The following is a 2,118-nucleotide window of genomic DNA, read 5'->3' on the forward strand; positions in this document are numbered from 1 at the left end:
GGGATATGCAGGCGGGGATGGAAAATATGATGGGTCTTTGGGCCAGTTCGTTGGGACAAGCCACATTGACCCTTCATGCCGCGGGGTGGCTCGAAGGAGGGCTGACCTTGGGCTACGAAAAATTCATCAACGATATCGAATCCTTGCAGATGCTGGCGCACTTGGGCCAAGGCATCGAAAGCGATCCCGATGCCATGGGTTTCGAAGCGATCGCCGAGGTTGCCCCGGGCGGGCATTTTTTCTCGACCGCGCAGACCATGGCCCGCTACGACAGCGAGTTCTATCAGGCGGTGGTCGCCGATTTTTCCAATCACGGCACTTGGCTCGCCGAATGAGCGCGCAGCTCCTTCGAGCGCGCAACGGCGATCTGGCAGGGGATATTGGCCGAATTCAAGCCTCCGCCGGAAGCGGCGGAGCGCATCGCTCGTATCGAGCCCTATATCGAAGACCACAAAGCCGCCGCCGGCGCTGCGATCGCGGATTGAAGCACCCCGAAGCCGAAGATTGGCCATACCATGCGATGACGGCGGCATCGGTCGATCGAAAAAAGCGACACTTAAAAACTTAGGGAGGGATTCGATGAGACTTTCGTGGAATGAAATTCGCTCTCGGGCGATACATTTTTCCGATAGCTGGAAAAATGCGCATTATGAAAAGGGCGAAACGCAGAGTTTTTATAACGCTTTCTTTTCGATATTCGATTTGAAAAGAAGAAGCGTCGCTCGCTATGAAGAGGGTGTCAAAAAGCTGAATAACCACTTGGGTTTCATCGATTTATTTTGGCCGGGCACCCTGCTGGTGGAACAAAAAAGCGCCGGACGCAATCTCGATGATGCCTATCGGCAGGCGGGGGAGTATTTCGATGCTTTGGCCGAAAATGAGCGCCCTCGCTATATCCTCGTGAGCGATTTCAAAACCTTCGATCTGCGAGACTTGGATGATCCGGATAGAAATATCCGCTTCGATCTGGCCGACTTGCATCGGCATGTCGAGAATTTCGGATTCATGATCGGGGTGGAGCGCAAAGTCTTTCGCGATCAAGATCCGGTCAATATCGAAGCCTCCTACCAAGTCGGAAATCTGCACGATGCCCTTGTGGAAGCAGGTCATAGCGAATACGATTTGGAGCGTTTTTTGGTAAGGATCGTCTTTTGCCTGTTCGCCGACAATACCGGCATTTTCGATTCCAGAAACCTTCTTCTCGATTATATCGAGAGCCGCACCGGTGAAGACGGCTCGGATTTGGGGCCCAAACTCGGCCAGCTATTCGATATTCTCGATACCCCGATCGAGGCTAGGCCTAACAATCTGGATGAAGATCTCGCCCGATTTCCTTATATCAACGGGGATCTGTTCAAGGAGCGGTTGCGGACATTTTCCTTCGATTCAAAGATCCGCAAGATATTATTGGAAATCTGTCAATTCAATTGGTCGAATATATCACCGGCCATCTTCGGCGCCCTCTTTCAATCGGTCATGGAACCCAAAGCCCGCCGGGAACTCGGTGCCCATTACACCACCGAACACAATATCCTGAAAGTCATCGATCCCTTGTTCATGGACGATTTACGAGAGGAATTCGAAGGGTTGAAAGCGAGAAAGGATTCTCGTCGCCAAACCATGTTGCGCAAGTTTCACAATCGATTGGGATCGATGAAATTCCTTGATCCGGCATGCGGTTGCGGGAATTTTCTCATCATCACCTATCGGGAATTGCGCCTGTTGGAAATCGAGGTGCTCAAAGAGATCTATCCGAAGAATCACGAAGGCGCTCGGGAGGCGGCGTTGTCAGCGCAAATTCTGTCGTTGATCGATGTCGATCGCTTCTATGGGATCGAGATCGAGAAATTCCCGGCCTGCATCGCCGAAACTGCGATGTGGATGATGGATCACATCATGAATAACGAGTTGAGCACCGAATTCAGCCAGCATTTCGCCCGCATCCCGCTCGAAAAATCACCGCATATCATCAACGGCGACGCCTTGGAAATGGATTGGAAGGATTTGCTGCCCGCAGAAGAATGTTCTTTCATATTGGGCAATCCGCCCTTTATCGGATCGAAACTGCAATCCAAGGTGCAAAGGGCGCAGGTGCATCGAATCGCGAATTCAAGCAAA

General features: G+C 51.7%; 2 protein-coding genes. Both read left to right on the forward strand.

Annotated features, from left to right (window positions below; translation table 11 throughout):
- On the forward strand, positions 1 to 335 hold a 335-nt coding region (locus BF99_RS21600; RefSeq protein WP_038099164.1), incomplete at its 5' end, for a trimethylamine methyltransferase family protein.
- 244 nt (positions 336 to 579) lie between these two features.
- Positions 580 to 2,118 (forward strand): DNA methyltransferase (locus BF99_RS0119540; protein ID WP_025772594.1); only part of this gene is annotated, 1,539 nt, incomplete at its 3' end.

The organism is Thioalkalivibrio sp. HK1 (assembly GCA_000583135.1).
GTDB lineage: Bacteria > Pseudomonadota > Gammaproteobacteria > HK1 > HK1 > HK1.